Source organism: Paenibacillus solani, assembly GCF_050475945.1.
Classification (GTDB): domain Bacteria; phylum Bacillota; class Bacilli; order Paenibacillales; family Paenibacillaceae; genus Paenibacillus_AQ; species Paenibacillus_AQ solani_A.
The window spans coordinates 45,222-62,186 of record NZ_JBCMXJ010000023.1 but is presented as its reverse complement, the minus strand read 5'-3'; the positions used below and the strand labels follow the sequence as shown (position 1 = coordinate 62,186).

The following is a 16,965-nucleotide window of genomic DNA, read 5'->3' as shown; positions in this document are numbered from 1 at the left end:
AATCCATGTAGTAGTATGCCTAAACAACCATTATTAGCAGATTGCAACGGATTTATACCACATTAACAGGATGACTTCATTATACGCGACGACGTTTTGGTGGGCGGCATCCGTTATGTGGAATTGGTGTAACGTCTTTGATCAGGTTAACTTCGAGGCCTGCTGCTTGCAAAGAGCGAATTGCTGCTTCACGACCAGCACCTGGACCTTTAACCATGACTTCCACCGCTTTCATGCCATGTTCCATAGCCGCTTTGGCAGCTGTTTCAGCAGCCATTTGCGCAGCGAACGGGGTCGACTTACGGGAACCTTTAAATCCAAGGCCGCCGGAGCTTGCCCAAGAAATCGCGTTTCCGTGAGGATCCGTAATCGTTACGATGGTATTGTTGAATGTGGAGCGGATATGAGCCACGCCACTTTCAATATTTTTGCGGTCACGACGTTTAGTACGTACGACTTTTTTTGGTTTAGCCATTGTCTATTATCCCCCTTTCTTATTTCTTCTTGTTCGCTACGGTACGACGAGGACCTTTACGTGTACGAGCATTCGTTTTAGTACGTTGACCACGAACAGGCAGTCCACGACGGTGACGAATACCGCGGTAGCAGCCGATCTCCGTAAGACGTTTAATATTTAAGGAAATTTCACGACGCAGGTCACCTTCTACCTTAACCGTACCGTCGATCGTTTCGCGCAATTTGCTCACTTCATCTTCTGTCAAATCACGGACACGAGTGTCAGCATTGATTCCAGCTTCTTTCAGTACTTTCTGGGAAGTCGTTTTACCGATTCCGAAAATGTAAGTCAAGGCGATCTCAACGCGTTTGTCACGTGGTAAATCCACACCAGCTATACGAGCCATTTTACGCTACACCCCCTTCTTTAACCTTGTTTTTGTTTGTGCTTAGGATTTTCACAGATAACCATTACGTTCCCTTTGCGGCGAATGACTTTGCATTTTTCGCAAATAGGCTTTACAGAAGGTCTTACCTTCATGCTAATTACCTCCTCGTAGTTTTACGTTGTAAAACCAGCTTCGAAACTACAGTAGTTTGTAACCGCTGCTGAGTTTTACATCAGTAAAACCGCTTCGCAGCTTTCCTTGATTCCCCAGGGGAACCTTGAATCTATTTACGGTACGTGATACGACCTTTGGTTAAATCGTACGGCGAGAGTTGAACAACCACTTTGTCTCCTGTGAGAATACGGATAAAGTGCATCCGCAACTTTCCGGAAACGTGAGCGAGAATCTGATGACCATTCTCCAGCTCGACTTTAAAGGTAGCATTCGGCAACGGCTCTAGAACCGTTCCTTCGACTTCAATGACATCTTCTTTAGCCACAGTTAGTCTCCTTTCTGATCTGCCTTGGATTTATCGGATACAAACCGACTAACGACGAAGCGCAGCTTACTGTTTGTGACCCGACCGCTTTCTTGCAAACTGTTTACGACCTCACTGCTGATATGGGCTTGGGGTTCCAGATGAAGTACATTCTTCTTCTTCGCCCCGTCAAACTTGCGTTTGTCCCCATCCGCAATCCATACGAACCTGCTGTCCTCAATCGAAACGATAACGGCATACTGTCCGGCATCTCTGCCCTTCAGTATCTTAACGATCTGTCCGGGTTGCAGCGTGATTTCCTGTTTCAAGTTCATCACCCTATTCCGGCAACTTCGTCAAAATTTCCATGCCATCGGCCGTGACTGCGATTGTATGCTCAAAGTGAGCACACAGCGAGCCATCTACCGTAACAACCGTCCAGTTGTCTTCCAGCGTTTTGACATTCCGTTTTCCAGCGTTGACCATCGGCTCAATCGCAAGCACCATGCCCGGTTTGAGTCTTGGTCCGCGGTCCGGGATCCCATAGTTCGGAATTTGCGGATCTTCATGCAGATCGGCACCCACACCATGACCAACATATTCTCGGACAACAGAGAAACCTGCATCCTCGATATGTCGCTGTATGGCATGAGAGATTGTAAACAAGCGGACATCGGGTTTGATTAGCGCAAGTCCAGCATAGAGCGATCCTTCCGTAACGTCCAGCAGGCGCTGGGCCTCCTCGGAAATTTCTCCTACTGCGTAGGTCCACGCCGAGTCACCATGGTAACCCTGGTACTGTGCACCGATATCAAACGTAACGATATCGCCCTCGATTAATTTGCGTTTGCCTGGGAATCCATGCACCAATTCTTCGTTGACTGATGCGCAAATGCTGGAAGGAAATCCGTTGTAGCCTTTAAAAGATGGCACAGCGCCTTGGCTTCGAATGAACTTGTCGGCCATAAGGTCCAGTTCCCCGGTTGTAATCCCCGGTTCTACATGAGCGGCAAGAAGTTTGTGGCATTCCGCCACAATCCGTCCTGCTTCTCTCATCAAGCTCAGTTCCGTTTCGGATTTACAAATGATCATTATACCTAACCTCTCAGTATAGACGCAATTTGTGATGAAACCACGTCAATTTCCTGATCACCATCGATTTGACGCAAAAGACCTTTGTTCTCATAAAACGTGAGGAGTGGTGCTGTTTTGTTGATATATTCGTCTAAACGAATGCCGACGCTCTCTTCGTTGTCATCGGAGCGCTGGTACAATTCGCCGCCGCATTTATCACAAATGCCTTCCTGTTTAGGAGGATTAAAGATCACATGATAAGTCGAACCGCAATTCTTGCAAATCCGGCGGCCGGTAAGACGTGCCAGAAGCTTCTCACGATCGACTTTCAGGTTGATGACGTGATCAAGACCAGTATTCAAGCGGGCCAGAATATCATCCAGCGCTTCCGCTTGCGAAAGGGTTCTTGGAAAGCCGTCCAATAAAAAACCTTTTTCGCAATCGGACTGCTGCAGACGCTCTTCCACAATACCAATCGTTACATCATCCGGTACCAGCAGACCCTGATCCATAAATTCCTTCGCTTTAATCCCAATGGGAGTTCCTTGTTTAATCGCCAGACGAAATGCATCACCTGTTGAAATATGAGGAATGCCGAATTCATTCACGATGTTCTCTGCTTGTGTTCCTTTTCCTGCTCCAGGAGGGCCCATGAATAAGATGTTCACCTTACGTCACTTCCTCCCCTTGGCTTTGACTACCATGAACAACACAATAGGCGCCGGGAAGCGATGCTGACCACTTGCCGGAACCTATCGCCTATTTATTGATAAAACCTTTGTAATGACGTTTGATCAACTGGCTCTCTATCTGCTTCATCGTATCCAGTGCAACACCGACTACGATCAAGATAGATGTACCACCGATCTGAACTGTACGTGGAAGACCTGCAAGTGATCCGAAGAACACCGGAAGTATAGAGATCACGGCCAGGAACAGAGCTCCTGTCATGGTCAGACGGGTCATAACCCGGGTCAGATACTTCTCGGTTGCTTTACCAGGACGAATGCCCGGTACATAGCCGCCGTTCTTCTTCATATTATCAGCCATTTGGTTCGGGTTCATCTGCACGAAGGTGTAGAAGAACGTGAAACCAATGATCATGAGAACATAGAGGACCATTCCAAGCGGGCTGTTGTATGCCAGATTCTTGTCAATCCATTGTGCCCATGGCAAATGTGCCCAGAAGCTAGCTAGGATGACCGGGAATTGGAGCAACGACATTGCGAAGATTACTGGGATAACCCCTGCTCCGTTAATCTTCAATGGAATGTGCGTGTTCTGTCCGCCGTACATTTTATTTCCGACAACACGCTTCGCATATTGAACCGGAATTTTACGGATACCTTGCTGGATAAATACAACACCGGTAATGATCAGAATCAAAATCAGAAGGATGATTACACCCTTCAGAATGTTCATGAACACTTGATCACTCTGAATGAAGTTCGATTCAATCGTTGTCCGAATGTGCATCGGAATACCAGCCGCGATACCAGCAAAGATAATGATCGAAATACCGTTACCGATTCCGCGTTCCGTAATCTGTTCACCGAGCCACATCAAGAAGGATGTACCTGCTGTAAGAACGATTGCGATCACTACGAAATCAATAAAGGTTGCTCCAGGCACCATATCCATGCCATACAGGCGGTTAAACCCGATGGACATGCCGAACGCCTGAATCAAACCCAATATTACCGTACCATAACGAGTAACTTGAGCCAACTGCTTCTTCCCGTGTTCCCCTTGTTTATTCCATTCCGTAAACTTCGGAATGACGTCCATCGACAACAACTGCACGATAATGGACGAAGTAATATATGGAAATATCGAAAGGGCAAAGATCGAAAATTGCGATAATGCGCCTCCCGAGAACGTGTTAAGAAGACCGAACAACTCATTACCTGCCTGATTCGTCTGTGTGAAAACATCTTTGTTAACACCGGGAACCGGAACAAATGATCCAAGACGGAAAATGATCAGAACGAACAAAGTGAACACGATCCGCTTGCGAAGCTCCTCGACACGCCATATATTTTTCAGGGTCTTAAACATTAGATCACCTCGGTTTTACCGCCGGCAGCCTCGATCTTCTCTACCGCAGATTGAGAAAACTTATTAGCTTTTACAGTCAAAGAAACGGTAACCTCTCCGTTGCCAAGAATTTTGATTCCGCTCTTAGTATTGTTAACAATACCGCTCTCAACCAAAACTTCTGGAGTCACTTCAGTACCTGCTGCAAAGCTGTTAAGATCCTCGATGTTCACAATAGCGTACTCTTTCCGAGTTGGGTTGGTAAAACCACGCTTCGGTAGACGACGATATAATGGGTTCTGTCCACCCTCGAAGCCCGGACGTACACCACCGCCGGAACGAGAGTTTTGTCCTTTGTGACCGCGACCCGATGTTTTACCCGTACCGCTACTTGTACCGCGTCCAACGCGTTTGCGTTCTTTGCGGGATCCAGGTGCTGGGCTCAGCTCATGTAACTTCATCGTTCGTTGCACCTCCTTAATATATCCGGGAATAATCTGCCCGGGATTAACCTTCGATTTCTTTAACAGAAACCAGGTGATTTACTTTCTTGATCATTCCGCGAATTGCAGCGTTGTCGCTCTGTACCACGGAATGGTTGATTTTGCGAAGTCCGAGTGTTTTCACGGTTGCACGCTGATCCTCTGGACGACCAATCACGCTACGTACGAGGGTGATTTCAAGTTTAGCCATGAGATTCCCTCCTTAACCCAACAGCTCTTCGACGGATTTGCCGCGAAGCTTGGCAACTTCTTCAACACGCTTCAGACGGGACAACCCTTCCAAAGTCGCATTGACCATGTTCATGGAGTTCGAAGAACCTAGAGATTTTGTCAAAATGTCGCCAACGCCAGCCAGCTCGAGTACTGCACGAACTGGTCCGCCAGCGATAACCCCAGTACCTTCAGATGCTGGCTTCAATAATACGCGGCCTGCTCCGAAGTGACCTGTTACGAGGTGAGGGATAGTTGTTCCAACGAGTGGAATGTGAATCAGGTTCTTCTTAGCATCTTCAATACCTTTGCGGATTGCATCCGGTACTTCGCCTGCTTTACCGATACCTGCTCCTACCCAACCTTTGCCATCACCGACAACTACCAGTGCACTAAAGCTAAAGCGACGTCCGCCTTTTACAACTTTAGCAACGCGGTTAATGTTTACAACTCTTTCAGTCAGTTCTAAAGTGTTAGGATCTATACGCAAGTCGTTTACCTCCTTTTGAAAATATCTTAGAATTCAAGGCCTGCTTCGCGAGCTGCTTCTGCAAGTGCTTGAATACGTCCATGGTACAAGTATCCGCCACGATCGAATACGATCGATTTATGACCTTTGTCTGCTGCACGTTTTGCAACGAGTTCGCCGACTTTACGAGCGGCTTCAACGCTTCCGCCGTTCTTAATGTCGCTAGCCAGTTCTTTGTCCAGCGTAGAAGCTGATGCTAAAGTCACGCCAGCCACGTCGTCGATCAATTGAGCATAGATGTGTTTCGAAGAACGGAACACGTTCAGACGTGGACGTTCTGCAGTGCCTTGGATTTTCTTACGGACACGCAGGTGTCTTTTCAGGCGAGCTTTGTTTTTGTCTTGTTTCGTGATCATGCTTCCATTTCCTCCCTTCAGTTTTGCCTCAAGAGCTTCACTTTTAGACGCATCGGGTAAGTATGGGAGAAGAGGCAAGTTATCCACCAGGCGAAATCCCGGTCAGCTAACCTTACTTCTTCTTACCAGCTTTACCTTCCTTACGGATAATGCGTTCACCTTCGTATTTAATCCCTTTACCTTTGTAAGGCTCAGGCTCACGTACGGAACGAATCTTAGCAGCGTATGCACCTACGCGCTCTTTATCGATACCACGAACCGTGATTTTCGTGTTAACTGGTACTTCAAATTCAATACCAGGCTCCGGTGTAATTTCAACTGGGTGGGAGTAACCCACGTTCAGAACAATTTTATCTCCGGATTTGCTTGCACGGTATCCGACACCGACCAACTCAAGGTTTTTCGAGAATCCTTCAGTTACACCGCTGACCATATTTGAGACAACGCTGCGGGTCGTGCCGTGAAGAGAGCGATGTGTTTTGTTGTCGGAAGGACGAACAACATTGATCTCGTTGTTTTCTACTGTAATTTGCATGTCTTTATGCAATTCACGAGTCAGGGTACCTTTAGGTCCTTTTACAGTGATTACAGTGTTATCCAGTGTGACTTCCACACCGTTTGGAATAGCAATTGGTTTACGACCAATACGGGACATTCATTACACCTCCTATCTTGTGACGTTGATTACCATACGTAGCAGAGAACTTCTCCGCCAGCTTTGGATTGACGAGCTTCTTTGTCGGTCATAACTCCCTTGGAAGTGGAGATGATCGCGATACCCAAACCACCAAGTACACGAGGTACTTCATTGCTCTTCGTGTAAACGCGAAGACCTGGTTTGCTGATTCTTTTCAGACCTGTGATAACACGTTCGTTGTTGGAACCATATTTCAGGAACAAACGAATGATCCCTTGTTTATTATCTTCCACAAACTCCGCATCACGAATGAAGCCTTCACGCTTCAAGATGTCTGCGATTTGCTTTTTAATCGTCGAAGCAGGCATTTCTACTGTTTCGTGGCGAACCGTGTTCGCATTACGAATACGAGTTAGCATATCTGCAATTGGATCGGACATAGTCATGTAGGATAAACCTCCTTCCCGTTTATAAACTTCTTACCAGCTTGCTTTTTTCACGCCAGGAATCTGGCCTTTATAAGCTAATTCACGGAAACAAATTCTGCAAATTTTAAACTTCTGCAGTACCGAATGTGGGCGACCACAACGTTCACAACGGGTATATGCCCGTACTTTAAACTTAGGTGTACGTTGTTGTTTAACTTTCATCGAAGTTTTTGCCACTTAGCCTGACACCTCCTAAATAGTTTCGGAGAAAAGGATCAACCGTCTTATTTCGCGAAAGGCATGCCCAGTTGAGCAAGCAGCTCACGGGACTCTTCGTCGGTTTTAGCAGTCGTTACGAAAACGATGTCCATACCGCGAACCTTATCTACTTTGTCATACTCAATTTCAGGGAAAATGAGTTGCTCTTTCAGACCGAGCGTATAGTTACCGCGTCCGTCAAATGCTTTAGTGGACACGCCTTGGAAGTCACGTACACGTGGAAGTGTAACGTTGAACAGCTTGTCGAGGAAGTAGTACATACGCTCACCGCGCAGAGTTACTTTCACACCGATTGGCATGTTCTCACGCAATTTAAATCCAGCGATGGATTTCTTCGCACGAGTGATAACTGGCTTTTGACCAGCGATCAGCTGCATGTCGTTTACAGCAGAATCAAGTACTTTCGAGTTAGCTACAGCTTCACCAACACCCATGTTGATGACAACCTTCTCGATTTTTGGTACTTGCATTACTGTTTTATAGCTAAACTTCTGCATCAGAGCAGGAGTTACTTCATTCAGGAAACGTTCTTTCATTCTTGCTGCCATAAGTCAAGGTCCTCCTTTCTAAACCGTCTTATTTATCGATAACTTCTCCGGATCTTTTCGCAACACGAACTTTCTTGCCGTTGTCCAGTACTTTGTAACCGATACGAGTTACTTTTCCGCTCTTCGGATCAACGTGCATAACGTTCGATACATGAATCGGAGCTTCTTTCTCGATGATACCGCCTTGTGGGTTCATCTGGTTTGGCTTCTGGTGCTTCTTGATCATGTTCACACCTTCAACCAAAACGCGATTTTCACGAGGGTACGCTGCGATGACACGGCCTTTTTTGCCTTTGTCTTTACCGCTGATGACGATAACTGTATCATCTTTTTTCACGTGCAGTTTGTTGCTATGAGATTCCAGAACTTTTTTCACTTTAGGCATTCGTTACACCTCCTATGACTAGCCAGTTCAACTATTTATCGGGTTCCCGAAAAGTTACGTCACTTTTTGGGGTGTTATTAGATTACTTCCGGAGCCAAGGAAACGATTTTCATGTAGTCTCTTTCGCGAAGTTCGCGAGCAACTGGTCCGAAAATACGAGTTCCGCGTGGGCTTCTGTCGTCTTTAACAACAACAGCTGCATTCTCGTCAAATGAGATGTAAGATCCGTCTTTACGACGTACAGAACGCTTCGTACGAACGATTACCGCTCTTACAACATCACCCTTTTTGACAACGCCGCCTGGTGTTGCTTGTTTGACGGAACATACGATCAAATCACCGATTTGAGCTGTACGACGACCAGTACCACCCAATACGCGGATACACATCAGTTCCTTCGCACCGGAGTTGTCAGCAACAGCTAAACGTGTAAATGGTTGAATCATTTATATTTCCTCCTTCCATCAAAAACTGATCATATCTTAGATGATAACTGCTTTTTCAGTCACTTCTACCAGTCTCCAGCGTTTGTCTTTAGAGAGAGGACGAGTTTCCATGATTTTAACAGTATCGCCGATTCGAGCTTCGTTGTTCTCATCATGCGCTTTAAATTTCTTCGTGTATTTAATGCGCTTGTGATACAAGTCATGCTTCTTATAAGTTTCAACAGCTACAACGATGGTTTTATCCATTTTATCGCTGACAACTTTACCTACTTGCACTTTACGAGCATTGCGTTCTTCGCTCATTTGTTAGCCTCCTTCCTGAATACAGAACATGACGTTCCATTTCATTAACTAATCCCAAGTTCTCTTTCACGGATAACGGTTTTAGCACGAGCTATTTCTTTGCGAACGTCACGGATCCGAGTCGGGTTATCAAGCTGGCCAGTGGCCAATTGAAAACGGAGGTTAAAGAGTTCCTCTTTAAATCCGGAGATTTTTTGCTCGAGTTCTGCAGTGGTTAAGTTGCGCAGTTCATTAGCTTTCATTTGCTTCACCACCCACTTCTTCTCGTTTCACAAACTTCGTTTTAACAGGCAGCTTGTGAGCGGCGAGACGCATCGCTTCGCGGGCGATTTCCTCGGACACGCCTCCAAGTTCAAACATGATCTTGCCTGGTTTTACAACGGCAACCCATTTCTCAACGTTACCTTTACCGCTACCCATCCGCACTTCGAGAGGCTTTTGAGTAATCGGCTTATCTGGGAAAATCTTAATCCATACTTTACCGCCACGACGGATGTAACGAGTCATCGCGATACGAGCAGCTTCGATCTGACGGTTCGTGATCCAGCCTGGCTCTGTAGCTTGCAGACCGAATTCGCCGAAGTTCAGTTCAGTACCGCCTTTTGCTTGGCCTCTCATATGGCCGCGCTGTTGTTTGCGGTGTTTTACACGTTTTGGTACCAACATGATTAGTTGCCTCCTTCCTGAGCAGCTTGTTTCTTAGCCGTAGGAAGAACCTCTCCACGATAGATCCATACTTTCACGCCGATACGGCCGTAAGTCGTATGCGCTTCTGCTGTACCATAGTCGATGTCTGCACGAAGCGTATGAAGTGGAACAGTTCCTTCACTGTAGCCTTCCGTACGAGCAATCTCGGCTCCGCCAAGACGTCCGCTGACCGATGTTTTAATCCCTTTTGCTCCAGAACGCATAGTTCTTTGAATTGCTTGCTTCAGTGCACGACGGAAAGAAACACGACGTTCCAGTTGTTGTGCAATGCTCTCTGCAACAAGAATTGCGTCCAGCTCAGGGTTTTTAATTTCAGAAATGTTGATGTGAACTTTTTTACCGCCGGCAATTTTAGTCACTTGTCCGCGCAGTACTTCTACTTCGGAACCACCTTTACCGATAACCATACCTGGCTTCGCAGTGTGGATCGTCACGTTCACACGATTAGCCGCTCTCTCGATTTCAATACGGGATACAGCGGAGTCTTTCAATTTATTCTTCAGGTATTCACGGATTTTAACGTCTTCCAGCAAAAGATCACCGAAGTCTTTGCCTGCATACCATTTGGATTCCCAATCACGGATAATACCGATACGGAGTCCTACTGGATTTACCTTTTGGCCCACACGTTTTCCCTCCTTATTTTTCAGCTACCACCAAAGTAATGTGGCTGGTGCGTTTATTGATCCGGCTCGCACGTCCCATCGCACGTGGGCGGAAACGTTTCATAGTCGGTCCTTGGTTTACATAAGCTTGCGTCACAACCAGTTTAGTTACATCCAAAGAGTAGTTATGCTCAGCATTTGCGATAGCCGAGTTCAAAAGCTTCTCAAGAACCGGGGATGCAGCTTTCGGAGTGTGACGAAGAATTGCGATCGCTTCGCCTACTTGCTTACCGCGGATCAAGTCAACAACGAGTTGAGCTTTACGAGGAGCAATACGAATCGATTTAGCATGTGCTTTTGCTTCCATATGTTTAACCTCCTCTCAAACAAAGAGCTTCATTAATTATCTTCTTGTTTTCTTGTCGTCTTCATGACCTTTGTAAGTACGAGTTGGAGCAAATTCACCCAACTTGTGTCCTACCATGTCTTCCGTTACGTATACTGGCACATGTTTACGGCCATCGTATACACCAAATGTGTGACCGATAAATTGCGGGAAAATAGTGGAGCGGCGGGACCAGGTTTTGATCACAGCCTTTTTGCTTGCAGCATTCATGTCCTCCACTTTTTTGAGCAGGTATCCATCAATAAAAGGTCCTTTTTTCAAACTACGGCTCATATAGAAATCCTCCCTTCACCAAATTGTCTCGTTACCTTCGGGCCTTACACGAAGTTATGCACAAATTGCATTACTTCGTGCGGCGGCGAACGATATATTTGTCAGAAGCTTTACCTTTTTTACGTGTTTTGTAACCAAGGGTTGGTTTACCCCAAGGTGACATAGGCGATTTACGTCCGATTGGAGCGCGGCCTTCACCACCACCGTGTGGGTGATCGTTAGGGTTCATAACAACACCACGTACTTCTGGACGTTTTCCGAGCCAGCGGCTACGGCCTGCTTTACCGATTTTGATCAACTCATGGTCTTGGTTACCCACAGAACCGATGGTTGCACGGCAAACTTTCAGGATACGACGAACTTCACCGGAAGAAAGACGAACTGTTACGTACTTATCTTCTTTACCGAGAAGCTGAGCTTCTGTACCAGCAGCACGAACCAATTGTCCGCCTTTACCTGGTTTCAACTCGATGTTGTGGATAACTGTACCTACTGGAATGTTTTCCAGTGGAAGTGAGTTACCGATCTTGATATCAGCACCTACTCCAGATACTACTTGGTCTCCAACTTTCAGACCTTTAGGAGCGATGATATAACGCTTTTCACCATCTACATAGTGAATCAGAGCAATGTTGGAAGTACGGTTCGGGTCATACTCGATTGTAGCAACGCGACCTGGAATGCCGTCTTTATTCCGTTTAAAGTCGATAATACGGTATTTACGCTTGTGTCCGCCGCCATGGTGACGAACCGTAATTTTACCTTGGTTGTTACGGCCAGCTGTTTTGCTCAGCGGAGCCAACAACGATTTTTCCGGCTGATCCGTAGTGATTTCTTCGAAAGTCGATACGGACATGTTGCGTCGAGCCGGGGATGTCGGTTTATACTTTTTAATAGGCACTGAATTTTCCCTCCTTACTTAAGAAATTCTTATTCAACCGATTCAAAGAACTCAAGCGGTTTGCTGTCTGGAGCCAAAGTCACGATCGCTTTTTTCCATTCAGTTGTATAACCGAAATGACGTCCGTAACGTTTTGGTTTAGCAGGGACACGCATTGTATTCACGTTCGATACTTTAACCTTAAAAATAGATTCAACAGCTTGCTTGATTTCGGTCTTGTTAGCACGGATATCTACTTCAAAAGCATATTTCAGCTCTGCCATGTAGTCAGCCGTACGTTCCGTGATCACCGGGCGCTTGATTATATCGCGTGGGTCTTTCATTACGCGAGCACCTCCTCTACCTTCTGGACTGCTTCCTTCGTAATGATCAGTTGATCGTACGACATTACATCAAGAACATTAATGCCGTCAGCCGCTACGAATTTCACACCAGGAATATTACGTGCGGAAAGGGCTACATTATCATCATAGCTAGGAGCAACGATCAGAGCTTTACGGCCTACTTTCAGGTTGCTAAGAATGCTAGCAAACTCTTTTGTTTTCGGCGCGTTCAGTGTCAATTGATCCAGTACGATAATTGCGTTGTCCATCACTTTGGAAGACAATGCGGATTTGATAGCCAAACGACGAACTTTCTTAGGAAGTTTAAATGTGTAGCTGCGCGGAGTTGGTCCAAATACCACACCGCCGCCTTTCCATTGTGGAGAACGGATCGAACCTTGACGAGCACGGCCGGTACCTTTTTGTTTCCAAGGCTTACGTCCGCCGCCGCGTACTTCAGAACGTCCTTTCACTTTGTGGGTACCACGACGAAGGGAAGCGCGCTGCAGCAATACTGCGCTGTGCAGAACATGCGTGTTCGGCTCGATACCGAATACCGCTTCGTTCAATTCTACTTCGCCAACTTGGCTACCGCTGACATTATAAAGTGCTACTTTAGGCATTGTTTGTTCCTCCTTTCTTCAGGTGATTATTTCTTCACCGTTTCTTTGATTTGCACGAAACCTCTTTTTGGTCCAGGAATGGAACCTTTTACGAGGATCACGTTACGCTCTGCATCGACTTTAACAACTTCGAGCTTTTGGATCGTAACTGTTTCATTACCCATATGACCTGGCAGACGCTTACCTTTTGGAACGCGGTTCGCTTGGATAGAACCCATGGAACCTGGTCCGCGATGGTAACGGGAACCGTGAGTCATTGGTCCGCGGCTTTGGCCCCAACGCTTGATTACACCTTGGAAACCTTTACCTTTAGAAATACCTGTTACGTCAACAAATTCGCCTTCTGCGAAGACATCAGCCTTCAGCTCTTGTCCAACCTCGACACTCGCGAGGTCAACACCGCGAATTTCGCGAACGTAGCGCTTAGGCGCAGTATTTGCTTTTTTCGCATGGCCTGCTTCTGGTTTGTTAGATCTGTTCTCTTTCTTATCGGAGAAACCAACTTGGATCGCTTCGTATCCATCGTTTTCCAGATCTTTCTTTTGAAGAACAACACAAGGACCTGCTTCGATAACCGTAACAGGAATTACAATACCCTCAGGGGTAAACACTTGAGTCATTCCGAGCTTTCTACCTAAGATACCTTTCATGTTGACACCTCTTTTCTCTTCTCTAATTCGTTATGCTATTACAGTTTGATTTCGATATCTACACCGGACGGCAGGTCCAAGCGCATCAAGGCATCCACAGTTTGTGGAGTCGGGCTCACGATGTCGATCAAGCGTTTGTGTGTACGCATTTCGAACTGCTCCCGAGAATCCTTATACTTGTGCACCGCACGGAGAATGGTAATTACTTGTTTTTCAGTTGGAAGCGGGATCGGACCGGATACACCAGCACCAGAACGTTTTGCTGTCTCAACAATTTTCTCAGCGGATTGATCAAGAACTCTGTGGTCGTATGCTTTCAAGCGAATACGAATTTTTTGCTTTGCCATTTTATTCCCTCCTTCTATCGCCCAATTTGGTATCGGACATACTCCGTGAAAATTTTCCAACCACCCACCTCATGGCAAAGGGGCCGGGTGTGTCGGTAACCTCTCACATCATCGCAACGTCGCAGAACAACATTCACTATTATATATAAAAGATAGGCGCATTGCAAGCACTAATTCTTAATTAATATGTATTTACATCTGCTCCGTATTTTCCTTGAAAATCTCAGCTGATGAAGCCGCTTCGGACGTAGCTACCTGAATGCTACCGATCGTCATGGATAGCAGTTTCATCTCTTTTTCGGCGGTGATCATTTGGTCTGCACTCGACTGGACAGACAACATAATATCACTGAACAGTTTCTTGGTTTCCTCTGATTGTTTTTTCCCTTCATCCGTTAACCGATGCACAGTATTAATCGATTCAACTACTTCCGTAATGATAGATCTGGATTTCGTTACGATATCAGCTATACGATTGACTGTCGTGCTTGTATCTTCGGAAAGCCGGCTTACCTCCTGTGCTACCACAGCGAATCCCTTCCCATGTTCCCCTGCACGTGCTGCTTCTATAGTAGCATTCAGAGAGAGTAGTTTGATCTGTGCTGCCACTTCCTGAACACTCACGGCGATCATTGCAATCTGTTTGGATGAATCGTGTAGTTCCTGTACAGCATGATGCATGCCGGCTGTGCTTTCATCTATGGCCTTCATCTGTATGGCCAAGTCTGCTAACTTCGCCTCTCCTTCTATAGCATAAGAAATGGAGCCTTGCGTTGCGCTTGAAGTACTCTGAAATGTAGTAGCCACCTCACCACTGCTCGTCATTAAACGTTCTACAGCTTCATTAATGTCCAGTGTCAGGTCTGATAATTCTCCTACAAAGGCGGCAATACTCTGCTTCAATTCCTTTCTCACTATATCATATTGAAGCTGCTTCTCATTTGAGTTTTCTTTCTCATAGGCTTCCAGCACAAGCTGCTGTTCCAAATTCAGCAATTTGGTAATCGTTGAGACTAACCTTATTTGTTGTCCTTCTTCTTTAATCTCCCGATATATAACTTTTAAAAATTCATTCTGCAAATTCTGAAAAGCCGACAAGTACCACGTGGGCTCTAAACCGACCCGTTTATGCACCTGGGCAATGCGTAAACGCTTAGCCACGTAAGCTTCATTGATTTCTCCATTACATATCTCCAGAAGATGTTCCTTGAGGGTTTGTTTTAACCTTTCAATGGTACTATGCTCTTGGATAATATTTTTAAGCTTTTCTACATCTAACACAGATTGGTAAAACGCTTCGATAATTGCATCGAGCCTATGCTCCATCTGCGGACGAAGCTGTCTCAGAAGCTGTAGATCCCCTACCGTGAGACCAATCATGCGTATTTGTTCATTCAGCTCGCCCAATGTTTCATGATATATGTATTCTTCCTCTTCCTCATGATCCAGTCTCTCTGTGGATGGAATGACATTTGCCACATTTCTTTTCATAAATGTAAACGGATATTTCATCTCTTGTTGTAATCTCCATTCTATTTAGTAGATGATTTCTATCCCGGTAACAGATCTCAATCACAGATTTTAATCATTATGAACCAAAATATATAGAATGAATCCTTCTATATATGGCATATTCTGTACAGAACCCTTACTTTTTTTCCGCAAATCACGATTATTCATAAGATATCATGATGACACCAACCATCGTGAAATACTGGCTAAAATAAAAGAGGGCCTGATCCCTTGGGATCAGGCCCTCTTGAAATGACAACACATTGTTACTCGTTACAATACACTGTTGCTATATGCAAGGCTGTTCGTAAGCCTTAATTATTTAATGATGGAAGCAACGGAACCAGCACCTACGGTACGGCCGCCTTCACGAATGGAGAATTTTGTTCCTTCTTCAATCGCGATTGGGCTGATCAGGGTAACCGTTACAGTGATGTTGTCACCAGGCATAACCATTTCAGAACCTTCTGGCAGCGTGATTACACCAGTTACATCCGTAGTACGGAAGTAGAACTGTGGACGGTAGCCAGTGAAGAAAGGCTTATGACGTCCGCCTTCTTCTTTGCTCAGTACGTATACTTGAGCTGTGAACTCAGTGTGTGGTTTAACGGAAGCAGGCTTTGCAAGTACTTGGCCGCGCTCGATTTGAGTACGGTCTACACCACGAAGCAATGCACCGATGTTGTCACCAGCTTGTGCGGAATCCAAGAGTTTACGGAACATTTCAACGCCCGTAACAACGGATTTCTTAGTTTCTTCAGTAATACCAACGATTTCGATCTCGTCGCCGACTTTGATCGTACCACGCTCAACACGGCCAGTAGCAACTGTACCACGACCAGTGATGGAGAATACGTCCTCGACAGGCATCAAGAAAGGCTTGTCAGTATCGCGCTCTGGCAATGGGATGTACTCGTCGATAGTTTTGAACATTTCAACGATTTTTTGAGCCCATTCGCCATCTGGGTTTTGCAGAGCTTCACGAGCGGAACCACGAGTGATCGGAGTGTCGTCGCCTGGGAAGTCATACTCGCTCAGAAGGTCGCGAACTTCCATTTCAACCAATTCCAAGAGCTCTTCGTCTTCAACCATGTCGCATTTGTTCAAGAATACAACGATGTAAGGAACACCTACTTGACGGGACAAGAGGATGTGCTCACGAGTTTGCGGCATTGGGCCGTCAGCTGCGGATACAACCAGGATTGCTCCGTCCATTTGAGCAGCACCAGTGATCATGTTTTTAACATAGTCGGCGTGACCTGGGCAGTCAACGTGTGCATAGTGACGAGTATCAGTTTCATACTCTACGTGGGAAGTAGAGATTGTGATACCGCGCTCGCGCTCTTCTGGTGCTTTATCGATTTGGTCGAAAGACATTGCAGCACCACCGTAAGTTTTGGACAATACAGAAGTGATAGCAGCTGTCAGAGTTGTTTTACCATGGTCAACGTGACCGATAGTACCGATGTTAACGTGTGGTTTCGTACGTTCGTATTTAGCCTTTGCCATTTGAACAATTCCTCCTTAAGGGGATATATATGTTGGGCCGGACGCGGGGT

31 protein-coding genes are annotated in these 16,965 nt (G+C 45.9%); all 31 read right to left on the bottom strand.

The window, feature by feature from the left end; translation table 11 throughout:
• Positions 1-79 precede the first annotated feature (79 nt).
• The gene (gene rpsK, locus ABEQ74_RS27340; RefSeq protein ID WP_009589209.1) at positions 80-475 is read right to left on the bottom strand and encodes a 30S ribosomal protein S11; all 396 of its coding nucleotides are present in this window, start codon (positions 473-475) and stop codon (positions 80-82) included.
• Between the two features lie 19 nt (positions 476-494).
• Positions 495-863: a 30S ribosomal protein S13 gene (rpsM, locus tag ABEQ74_RS27335; RefSeq protein ID WP_053491312.1), complete on the bottom strand. Its 369-nt coding sequence runs from the start codon at positions 861-863 to the stop codon at positions 495-497.
• A 20-nt stretch (positions 864-883) separates the two neighbouring features.
• Positions 884-997, bottom strand: coding sequence for a 50S ribosomal protein L36 (gene rpmJ, locus ABEQ74_RS27330; RefSeq protein WP_003333770.1), 114 nt, complete (start codon positions 995-997; stop codon positions 884-886).
• 131 nt (positions 998-1,128) lie between these two features.
• Positions 1,129-1,344 (bottom strand): translation initiation factor IF-1, encoded by a 216-nt coding sequence (infA, locus tag ABEQ74_RS27325; RefSeq protein WP_017692098.1) that lies wholly within the window; start codon positions 1,342-1,344, stop codon positions 1,129-1,131.
• 2 nt (positions 1,345-1,346) lie between these two features.
• Positions 1,347-1,652 carry a KOW motif-containing protein gene (locus tag ABEQ74_RS27320; protein ID WP_430125350.1) on the bottom strand — a complete coding sequence of 102 codons (306 nt, stop codon included), beginning with the start codon at positions 1,650-1,652 and terminating at the stop codon, positions 1,347-1,349.
• Between the two features lie 10 nt (positions 1,653-1,662).
• A complete protein-coding gene (map, locus tag ABEQ74_RS27315) occupies positions 1,663-2,415 on the bottom strand; it encodes a type I methionyl aminopeptidase (RefSeq protein WP_430125349.1) in 753 nt (250 codons plus the stop codon).
• Positions 2,416-2,420: 5 nt separating this feature from the next.
• Positions 2,421-3,065 carry an adenylate kinase gene (locus ABEQ74_RS27310; protein ID WP_053491309.1) on the bottom strand — a complete coding sequence of 215 codons (645 nt, stop codon included), beginning with the start codon at positions 3,063-3,065 and terminating at the stop codon, positions 2,421-2,423.
• Between the two features lie 91 nt (positions 3,066-3,156).
• Entirely contained in the window at positions 3,157-4,455 is a 1,299-nt protein-coding gene (secY, locus tag ABEQ74_RS27305) for a preprotein translocase subunit SecY (protein ID WP_430125348.1), read from the bottom strand.
• Positions 4,455-4,895 (bottom strand): 50S ribosomal protein L15, encoded by a 441-nt coding sequence (rplO, locus tag ABEQ74_RS27300; RefSeq protein WP_053491307.1) that lies wholly within the window; start codon positions 4,893-4,895, stop codon positions 4,455-4,457. The genes secY and rplO overlap by 1 nt, the downstream gene beginning before the upstream one ends.
• Before the next feature lie 46 nt (positions 4,896-4,941).
• Positions 4,942-5,127 (bottom strand): 50S ribosomal protein L30, encoded by a 186-nt coding sequence (gene rpmD / locus ABEQ74_RS27295; protein WP_006212904.1) that lies wholly within the window; start codon positions 5,125-5,127, stop codon positions 4,942-4,944.
• A 12-nt stretch (positions 5,128-5,139) separates the two neighbouring features.
• Complete coding sequence (rpsE, locus tag ABEQ74_RS27290) at positions 5,140-5,637, bottom strand: 30S ribosomal protein S5 (protein WP_053491306.1); 498 nt, start codon at positions 5,635-5,637, stop codon at positions 5,140-5,142.
• Positions 5,638-5,663: 26 nt separating this feature from the next.
• Positions 5,664-6,032 carry a 50S ribosomal protein L18 gene (gene rplR / locus ABEQ74_RS27285; RefSeq protein ID WP_053491305.1) on the bottom strand — a complete coding sequence of 123 codons (369 nt, stop codon included), beginning with the start codon at positions 6,030-6,032 and terminating at the stop codon, positions 5,664-5,666.
• A gap of 112 nt (positions 6,033-6,144) precedes the next feature.
• The gene (rplF, locus tag ABEQ74_RS27280) at positions 6,145-6,687 is read right to left on the bottom strand and encodes a 50S ribosomal protein L6 (RefSeq protein ID WP_053491304.1); all 543 of its coding nucleotides are present in this window, start codon (positions 6,685-6,687) and stop codon (positions 6,145-6,147) included.
• Between the two features lie 29 nt (positions 6,688-6,716).
• Complete coding sequence (gene rpsH, locus ABEQ74_RS27275; RefSeq protein WP_053491303.1) at positions 6,717-7,115, bottom strand: 30S ribosomal protein S8; 399 nt, start codon at positions 7,113-7,115, stop codon at positions 6,717-6,719.
• Between the two features lie 33 nt (positions 7,116-7,148).
• Positions 7,149-7,334 (bottom strand): type Z 30S ribosomal protein S14, encoded by a 186-nt coding sequence (locus tag ABEQ74_RS27270; RefSeq protein ID WP_013312154.1) that lies wholly within the window; start codon positions 7,332-7,334, stop codon positions 7,149-7,151.
• Positions 7,335-7,381: 47 nt separating this feature from the next.
• The gene (gene rplE, locus ABEQ74_RS27265) at positions 7,382-7,924 is read right to left on the bottom strand and encodes a 50S ribosomal protein L5 (RefSeq protein ID WP_430125347.1); all 543 of its coding nucleotides are present in this window, start codon (positions 7,922-7,924) and stop codon (positions 7,382-7,384) included.
• A 28-nt stretch (positions 7,925-7,952) separates the two neighbouring features.
• The gene (rplX, locus tag ABEQ74_RS27260) at positions 7,953-8,309 is read right to left on the bottom strand and encodes a 50S ribosomal protein L24 (RefSeq protein WP_006212910.1); all 357 of its coding nucleotides are present in this window, start codon (positions 8,307-8,309) and stop codon (positions 7,953-7,955) included.
• Positions 8,310-8,386: 77 nt separating this feature from the next.
• Entirely contained in the window at positions 8,387-8,755 is a 369-nt protein-coding gene (gene rplN / locus ABEQ74_RS27255; protein ID WP_015737623.1) for a 50S ribosomal protein L14, read from the bottom strand.
• A gap of 36 nt (positions 8,756-8,791) precedes the next feature.
• Positions 8,792-9,058, bottom strand: a complete 267-nt coding sequence (gene rpsQ / locus ABEQ74_RS27250) for a 30S ribosomal protein S17 (RefSeq protein ID WP_053491301.1) — start codon at positions 9,056-9,058, stop codon at positions 8,792-8,794.
• A gap of 44 nt (positions 9,059-9,102) precedes the next feature.
• Positions 9,103-9,300: a 50S ribosomal protein L29 gene (gene rpmC, locus ABEQ74_RS27245; protein WP_053491300.1), complete on the bottom strand. Its 198-nt coding sequence runs from the start codon at positions 9,298-9,300 to the stop codon at positions 9,103-9,105.
• The gene (gene rplP / locus ABEQ74_RS27240; RefSeq protein ID WP_009589221.1) at positions 9,290-9,724 is read right to left on the bottom strand and encodes a 50S ribosomal protein L16; all 435 of its coding nucleotides are present in this window, start codon (positions 9,722-9,724) and stop codon (positions 9,290-9,292) included. Before rplP ends, rpmC begins: the two co-directional genes overlap by 11 nt.
• Positions 9,725-9,726: 2 nt before the next feature.
• On the bottom strand, positions 9,727-10,392 hold the full coding sequence (rpsC, locus tag ABEQ74_RS27235) for a 30S ribosomal protein S3 (RefSeq protein ID WP_006212915.1): 666 nt from the start codon (positions 10,390-10,392) through the stop codon (positions 9,727-9,729).
• A gap of 13 nt (positions 10,393-10,405) precedes the next feature.
• Entirely contained in the window at positions 10,406-10,738 is a 333-nt protein-coding gene (gene rplV, locus ABEQ74_RS27230) for a 50S ribosomal protein L22 (RefSeq protein ID WP_430125346.1), read from the bottom strand.
• Positions 10,739-10,774: 36 nt separating this feature from the next.
• Complete coding sequence (rpsS, locus tag ABEQ74_RS27225; RefSeq protein WP_006212917.1) at positions 10,775-11,050, bottom strand: 30S ribosomal protein S19; 276 nt, start codon at positions 11,048-11,050, stop codon at positions 10,775-10,777.
• 70 nt (positions 11,051-11,120) lie between these two features.
• Positions 11,121-11,951, bottom strand: coding sequence for a 50S ribosomal protein L2 (gene rplB / locus ABEQ74_RS27220; protein WP_054405491.1), 831 nt, complete (start codon positions 11,949-11,951; stop codon positions 11,121-11,123).
• Positions 11,952-11,980: 29 nt separating this feature from the next.
• Positions 11,981-12,274, bottom strand: a complete 294-nt coding sequence (gene rplW / locus ABEQ74_RS27215) for a 50S ribosomal protein L23 (protein WP_053491298.1) — start codon at positions 12,272-12,274, stop codon at positions 11,981-11,983.
• Positions 12,274-12,897, bottom strand: coding sequence for a 50S ribosomal protein L4 (rplD, locus tag ABEQ74_RS27210; RefSeq protein WP_054405490.1), 624 nt, complete (start codon positions 12,895-12,897; stop codon positions 12,274-12,276). Before rplD ends, rplW begins: the two co-directional genes overlap by 1 nt.
• Before the next feature lie 26 nt (positions 12,898-12,923).
• Positions 12,924-13,547: a 50S ribosomal protein L3 gene (gene rplC / locus ABEQ74_RS27205; protein WP_053491296.1), complete on the bottom strand. Its 624-nt coding sequence runs from the start codon at positions 13,545-13,547 to the stop codon at positions 12,924-12,926.
• Between the two features lie 38 nt (positions 13,548-13,585).
• Positions 13,586-13,894: a 30S ribosomal protein S10 gene (rpsJ, locus tag ABEQ74_RS27200; RefSeq protein ID WP_053491295.1), complete on the bottom strand. Its 309-nt coding sequence runs from the start codon at positions 13,892-13,894 to the stop codon at positions 13,586-13,588.
• Positions 13,895-14,086: 192 nt separating this feature from the next.
• A complete protein-coding gene (locus tag ABEQ74_RS27195; RefSeq protein WP_430125345.1) occupies positions 14,087-15,406 on the bottom strand; it encodes a protoglobin domain-containing protein in 1,320 nt (439 codons plus the stop codon).
• A 318-nt stretch (positions 15,407-15,724) separates the two neighbouring features.
• Entirely contained in the window at positions 15,725-16,915 is a 1,191-nt protein-coding gene (tuf, locus tag ABEQ74_RS27190; RefSeq protein ID WP_430125344.1) for an elongation factor Tu, read from the bottom strand.
• Between the last annotated feature and the right edge of the window lie 50 nt (positions 16,916-16,965).